This is a genomic window from Brevundimonas denitrificans (assembly GCF_030160755.1).
Lineage (GTDB): Bacteria > Pseudomonadota > Alphaproteobacteria > Caulobacterales > Caulobacteraceae > Brevundimonas > Brevundimonas denitrificans.
This window is the reverse complement of the sequence record NZ_BSOY01000101.1, coordinates 1-5623: the sequence shown is the minus strand read 5'-3', so window position 1 is coordinate 5623 and position 5623 is coordinate 1. Positions and strand designations below refer to the sequence as shown.

At 70.5% G+C, this 5623-nt stretch carries 8 protein-coding genes; 4 read left to right on the top strand and 4 right to left on the bottom strand.

Annotation, left to right across the window (positions count from 1 at the left end):
• Positions 1-656: prolyl hydroxylase family protein (locus tag QQJ79_RS14510; RefSeq protein WP_284223629.1), on the top strand; the 656-nt coding region annotated here is incomplete at its 5' end.
• A 6-nt stretch (positions 657-662) separates the two neighbouring features.
• Here the strand turns inward: QQJ79_RS14510 and fliE are convergent.
• From fliE to flgB, 3 genes are read right to left on the bottom strand one after another with little or no spacing between them, the layout of a single operon-like run.
• Positions 663-962, bottom strand: a complete 300-nt coding sequence (gene fliE / locus QQJ79_RS14505; protein WP_284223628.1) for a flagellar hook-basal body complex protein FliE — start codon at positions 960-962, stop codon at positions 663-665.
• Positions 963-972: 10 nt separating this feature from the next.
• On the bottom strand, positions 973-1392 hold the full coding sequence (gene flgC / locus QQJ79_RS14500; protein WP_284223627.1) for a flagellar basal body rod protein FlgC: 420 nt from the start codon (positions 1390-1392) through the stop codon (positions 973-975).
• A gap of 14 nt (positions 1393-1406) precedes the next feature.
• The gene (flgB, locus tag QQJ79_RS14495) at positions 1407-1814 is read right to left on the bottom strand and encodes a flagellar basal body rod protein FlgB (protein ID WP_284223626.1); all 408 of its coding nucleotides are present in this window, start codon (positions 1812-1814) and stop codon (positions 1407-1409) included.
• A gap of 127 nt (positions 1815-1941) precedes the next feature.
• Here flgB and QQJ79_RS14490 point away from each other — a divergent pair, with 127 nt between their 5' ends.
• From QQJ79_RS14490 to QQJ79_RS14480, 3 genes are all read left to right on the top strand, one after another.
• Positions 1942-2217, top strand: a complete 276-nt coding sequence (locus QQJ79_RS14490; protein WP_284223631.1) for a flagellar biosynthetic protein FliO — start codon at positions 1942-1944, stop codon at positions 2215-2217.
• Between the two features lie 20 nt (positions 2218-2237).
• Complete coding sequence (gene fliP, locus QQJ79_RS14485; protein ID WP_284223630.1) at positions 2238-3038, top strand: flagellar type III secretion system pore protein FliP; 801 nt, start codon at positions 2238-2240, stop codon at positions 3036-3038.
• Positions 3039-3156: 118 nt separating this feature from the next.
• Complete coding sequence (locus QQJ79_RS14480) at positions 3157-3435, top strand: HU family DNA-binding protein (RefSeq protein ID WP_284223625.1); 279 nt, start codon at positions 3157-3159, stop codon at positions 3433-3435.
• A 27-nt stretch (positions 3436-3462) separates the two neighbouring features.
• Here QQJ79_RS14480 and QQJ79_RS14475 read toward each other — a convergent pair.
• The coding region (locus QQJ79_RS14475) for a hypothetical protein (protein ID WP_284223624.1) at positions 3463-5623 on the bottom strand (2161 nt) is incomplete at its 5' end.

Here is a 5623-nt window from a genome sequence, read left to right as displayed (position 1 = left end):
CGGCGGACCCGGCCGCCGCGCGCATCGACCTCGCCGCCTGGCTGACCGCGCCGGCGCCGCGGCCGGTGGTCGACGGCCCGGCCATCTTCGCCATTGAAGGCTTCCTGCCCGATGCGGTCTGCGACTGGTTGAAGGACCGGTCCGAGGCCGTGACGGAGCCGGCGCTGGTCTATGATCCCGCGACCGGCGAGGGCCGGCGCGAGAGCGTGCGGACCAACGCCGCGGCGCAGTTCACCCTGGAGCAGATGGACGTGGTTCTGGCCATGGTGCGCGAGCGGATCGCGCGGGCGGCGGGGCTGCCGGTGCCCGGACTCGAGTGGACGCAGGTGCTGCACTATGCGGTCGGCCAGACCTTCGACTGGCACGTCGACTGGCTGGACCCCGCCCTGCCCGGCTACGCCGCCGACCTCGCCGCGCGGGGCCAGAGGATCGCCACCTGTCTGGTGTTTCTGAATGACGATTTCGAGGGCGGGGAGACGGCCTTCGAGGCCGGCGGCCTGAGGCATCGCGGCCGCAAGGGCGACGCCCTGCTGTGGGCCAACACCCTGCCCGACGGGTCCGTCGACCGGCGCACGCGCCATGCAGGCCTGCCGCCGACGTCCGGCGAGAAATGGGTGCTGTCGCAGTGGCTGCGCGGGCGGGCGCCGACCGGCTGAGCGCCGTCAGATCGGCATCCGCATGATCTCCTGATAGGCCTGGATCACCTGATCGCGGACGGCCATGACCGTCTCCAGCGAGGCCTCGGCCGAGGAGACGGCGGTGACCACGTCGATCAGACTGCCCTGGCCCTGGACGGCCGACGCCATCTGGGTTTCGGCGGCGCGCGAACTGGCGGTCATGTCGCCCATGACGCTGCTCAGCATGTCGGCGAAGCCGGACTGTCCCACGCCGCCGGCGGGCGACGCCGGCATCTCCGTGCCCTGGATCGCCGAATAGGCGCGCGCTGCGGCCAAGGGGTTCATCGATCAGTCCCTATTTCTTCAGCAGGTCGAGGGTGCGGGCGTCCATGGCCCGCGCGGTCTCGATGATATTGAGGTTGGCCTCATAGGCGCGCTGGGCCTCGCGCATGTCCATGGCCTCGACGAGGGTGTCGACATTGGGCCGCAGCACATAGCCCTCGGCGTTGGCCGCCGGATGGCTGGGATCGTATTCGGAGCGGAAGTCGCCCTGATCGACGCGGACCTCCGCCAGGGCGACGCCCGTGACCCCGTTGATCTCGCGCGCCTGGAAGACGGGGATCTGGCGGCGATAGGGCTGGCCGCCGGCGACCGGGGCGGTCGATTGGGCGTTGGCGATGTTCTCGGCGATGATCCGCATGCGCGACTGCTGGGCCTGCAGGGCGCTGGCGGCCACGGCCATGGCCGAGTTGCGGGGCGGGATCGGGTCGGGCATCGGCTATTCCTCGATCAGCGGCCGGGCGGGCGGGCGGCCATGCGCAGCATCTGCATGGACTTCTGGTAGAAGCCGATCGCCGCGTCATAGGCCATGCGGCTCTCGGCCATCTTGAGCATCTGTTCCTCGACGACGACCGAATTGCCGTCGAGGGTAGTTTCCGAATCAGGCGCCGCCCGGCTTTCAAACCGGGCCGTGGCGCCGGCCGGGGCGATGTGCATGGCGCTGGTGCGGACCATGCGGACCCCGCCGCCGCCCTCGGCCAGCGCGCGGGCGAAATCGGTCGGCTGGTTCAGGTCGCGACTGACGTAGCCGGGCGTGTCGGAATTGGCGACGTTCTGGGCGATGACGCGCTGGCGCTCGTCCAGCCAGGACAGGCGGCCCTTGATCTGGCTGAGCAGTGGCAGGTCGGCGAAGCCCACGGGCGACTCCCAATCCCGTCGCGAGGGGCGCGGATCGCCCTTCCGAGATGGGCAGAAACTGCCGCCTGCATGGTTAACGGGGGGTTATCTCAATGCGGCGTTAACCATGTCGGGCGAAGTCTGCCGCATGAATTTCCTCGACCTCGCCCGGGCGATCTTCGCCCTCGCCATCACCCTGGGCATCATCGGCTTCGCTGCATGGGCCTCGCGGCGATACCTGCCGCAGTTGCTGGCCCGGATCAGCGCCGAGCGCGGCGAACGCCGGATGACGGTGATCGAGACCCTGGTCCTGGACCCCGCGCGACGGCTGGTTCTGGTCAGGATCGACGATGAGGAGCGGCTGCTGATTCTCGGCGAGGGCCGCGAACTGATCGAACCGCGCGGGCCGGAGGCGGCCAAGTGACCCTGAAGGGCGTCTTCGTCATGCCCAGCCGCGCGGAGCTGAAGCGCGCGGCGATCCTGTCGCTGATCACCACCGGCTTCTGCCTGCTCTGGCCGCTGGCGGCCCTGGCCCAGGACGTGGCGGCGGCGGGCGGACCCGGCGCGGCCATCAATGTCGATCTCGGCACAGGCTCCGGCCTGACCGAACGGGTGGTGCAGCTGGTCGGTCTGATGACCGTCCTGTCGCTGGCGCCGTCGATCGTGATCATGACCACCAGCTTCGTCCGCATCATCGTCGTGCTGTCCCTGCTGCGCACGGCGCTGGGCATGCAGCAGTCGCCGCCGAACGCCGTGCTCGTGTCCCTGGCCCTGTTCCTGAGCGCCATCGTCATGGCCCCGACCTGGCAGGACGCCTATGATTCGGGCATCCGACCCCTGCTGGACCAGCAGATGGAGCTGCCCCAGGCCTTCGATGCGGCGTCGGAACCTGTGAAGACTTTCATGCTGGGACAGGTGGACCGGGACGACCTGGCGCTGTTCGTGCGGCTGTCCAATCTGGAGGCCCCCACGGCCGCCGCGGACCTGCCCCTGAGGGTGGTCACGCCGGCCTTCATGATCAGCGAGTTGAAGCGGGCCTTCGAAATCGGATTTCTCCTTTTCGTTCCGTTCCTTGTGATCGATCTGGTGGTCGCCAGCGTGCTCATGTCCATGGGCATGATGATGCTCCCTCCGGTGGTGATTTCCCTGCCGTTCAAGCTGATCTTTTTCGTGCTCGTGGATGGCTGGAGACTGGTCGCCGGAAGCCTGGTCGAGAGCTTCCAGCGAGCGTCCGGTACCGGATAAATCCCCACCCCGTGGGGGTTACAGCGGCGAAGTCGCTTGCCAAGGGAAGAAAAAGCGGCGTCAATCCGTCCGTCATCGCCCCTGAATCGGGGCGAGCTTTCATCGGGAAACGACCCACATGACCACCCAAGCAGAACTCATCGCCTCCGTCGCCAAGGACGCCGGCGTCAGCCAGGCTGACGCCGGCCGGATGCTCGACGCCCTCGTCAAGAACATCCACAAGTCGCTGATCGGCGGCGGCGACGTGCGCATCTCGAACCTCGGCGTGTTCGACACCGCCGCCCGCGCCGCCCGTGAAGGCCGCAACCCGGCCACCGGCGCGACCATCAAGATCGCCGCCTCGAAGGCCGTGCGCTTCCGCGTGTCGAAGCCGCTCAAGGATGCGGTGAACAAGTAAGATCTGTTCCCCTTTCGGGGGGATGCCTTACGCAGGACGGGCGGGCGCCGCGGGTCGGTTCCCGCCCGTTTTCGTCCTGAGCTCGGCCTTCATCGCCGCGACCCAGCCGGCGAAGGTGTCGGCCGAGGCGGCGAGGCCCGCGAAATCGCCCGGAGACGCGCCGCCGCCCACGCCGTCGTCCAGGGCGATCGCCAGGGCGGTCTTCGCCCGTGCCCCGGCTACGAACGGCCGGTAGTTGCGCGACAGCCGGGTCAGGGCCGCGCTGTCCTCGCCCAGGGAATAGCCGACCCCGGCGCGGATCAGCCGGGCCTCCTCGGCGAGCGTCAGGGCCGCGGGATTGCGGAAGCGGTCGCCCAGCAGCCCCTCGTAGAGGACGGCGGCCGGGCCCCAGTTCCGCTGTTTCCAGAACACTTCGGCGCGGACCGCGCGAGCCTCGGGCGAGGCGTCAGCGCCCAGCACCTCCAGCGCATGGTCGAAGCGGCCCAGGTCCATCAGGGCGCGGGCCTCCAGCGCGCGGCGCTCGGTGTTCAGGGCGCTGGGCAGGATGGTCGTGCGCGAGTTCCAGATGGCCTGCAGGGCCGGCTCGGGCTGGCGGTCCATCAGATAGATGGCGGCGAGATCCGTCGCGACCTGGGCCTTGGCCACGCCGTCAAGCCGGTTCTCGACCTGGTATTTGAGCAGTTCGGCGGCCTGGTCGAGCAGATCGACATCGACCAGACGGCGGGACAGGCGGCGCACCATCTCGTCGCCGTCGGCGCCGATGGGAGTCAGTTCGCGGAAGTCGTAGAACAGGCCGAGCGCCTGCACGGGCTGGAGGCCGTCGGCGCCGCCCTCGAGGAACAGCATGCGGAAGGCGGCGCCCAGGTCAGCCTGGATTTCGGCCGCGCCTTCGAGGCGGTTCAGATTGGGTCCGGCCCCCTTCAGGGCGGTCAGGGCCTCGCGATACAGGCCCTGCGACAGATAGAGCTGGCCCAGCTGGCGGATGACGGCCAGTTCGGTGGCGTCGCCGCGCCAGCGCCAGCGCAGACCTTCGAGCTCTCTCGCCGCCGCATCGGCCTTCATCGTCCCCTTGGCCAGCGACAGGCGGACGACGCCCAGTTTGGCCGGCACCGAAACAGCGTCCAGCGGCGCGCGGCCGATGGCGGTGTAGACCGCCAGCGCCCGATCGGACTGGCCGTCCAGCTCGAACAGTCTGGCCTGCACCAGACGGGCGGTCAGCTGGTCCGCAGCGGGAGCGTCCTGGCTGAAGCTGTAGGCCAGCAGGGCGCGGGCGGCGTCGAGGTCGCCGGTCTCCAGCGCCGCCATGGCGTGGGCGGCGCCGAAGCGCGCGCGCCAGGGGGCGGGAAATTCGTCAACGGCCGAAGCGCCGGCGGCGAAGGCCTGCCGGGCCGACTCCCAGTCGCCCTGGGTCGAGGCGATATAGCCGCGCCAGACCGCCGAGGCGGGGTCGGAGGCGACGGCGGCGGAGGCGAAGTCGCCCTGGGCCTCATCCATGCGGCCGATGGAGGCGCGGGCGGCGCCGCGCAGACCGCGCAATTCCGGTTCCCCGGCCATGTTGGGGGCCTGGGCGACGATGCTGTTCAGCACTCCGACGGCCTCATAGCCGAGGCCGGAGCCGACGAGGAACCGGGCCAGGGCGAAGCGGGCCTCGGCCGGGGCGCGGGGATCGTCTCCGGCGGCCATCGACTCGCGGGCCGCGGCATCCTGCAGCTGGCGATAGCGGGCGGAGAAGCCGTCGTGGCCGGGCTCGGCCCACTCGGCCAGGATCAGGCCCGGATGTTTCGCCCGCCGCGGCGCGCCGTCTTCCGCCGAGGCGGCGTCGAGGGCGGCGGAGGGCGGCGACAGGATCAGGCCGCCGGGTCGGCTGAGGGTGACCAGGTCGCCCTCGGCCTGGATGGCGAGGTCGCTGGCCAGGGTCTCGACCGCCAGACCGTGGGCGGTCGGCAGCAGGGCCAGATCGACGGTCCGGCGGCGATCGGCGAATCCCTTGCCCGGCGCGAGCGCGGTGACGGCCGCGAAACGGTCGCCCGCCAGCGGATCGGTCAGCCAGACAGCGCGGGTCGCCCCGGCCATGCGGGCGACGAGGGCCGGCTCGCCGTCATCCTGACGGTCGATGGCGACGCCTTCGACGGCGACGGGCTGGCCGCCGATGGTCACGGTCCAGGTGGAGCCCCGGGCCGCCGCCGAG

Bases quoted from the DNA above. Each gene is read 5' to 3' on its own strand.
- fliE (WP_284223628.1), bottom strand. From the start codon at position 962: ATGAACCCCTTGGCCGCAGCGCGCGCCTATTCGGCGATCCAGGGCACG.
- flgC (WP_284223627.1), bottom strand. From the start codon at position 1,392: ATGCCCGACCCGATCCCGCCCCGCAACTCGGCCATGGCCGTGGCCGCC.
- QQJ79_RS14490 (WP_284223631.1), top strand. From the start codon at position 1,942: ATGAATTTCCTCGACCTCGCCCGGGCGATCTTCGCCCTCGCCATCACC.
- fliP (WP_284223630.1), top strand. From the start codon at position 2,238: ATGCCCAGCCGCGCGGAGCTGAAGCGCGCGGCGATCCTGTCGCTGATC.
- QQJ79_RS14480 (WP_284223625.1), top strand. From the start codon at position 3,157: ATGACCACCCAAGCAGAACTCATCGCCTCCGTCGCCAAGGACGCCGGC.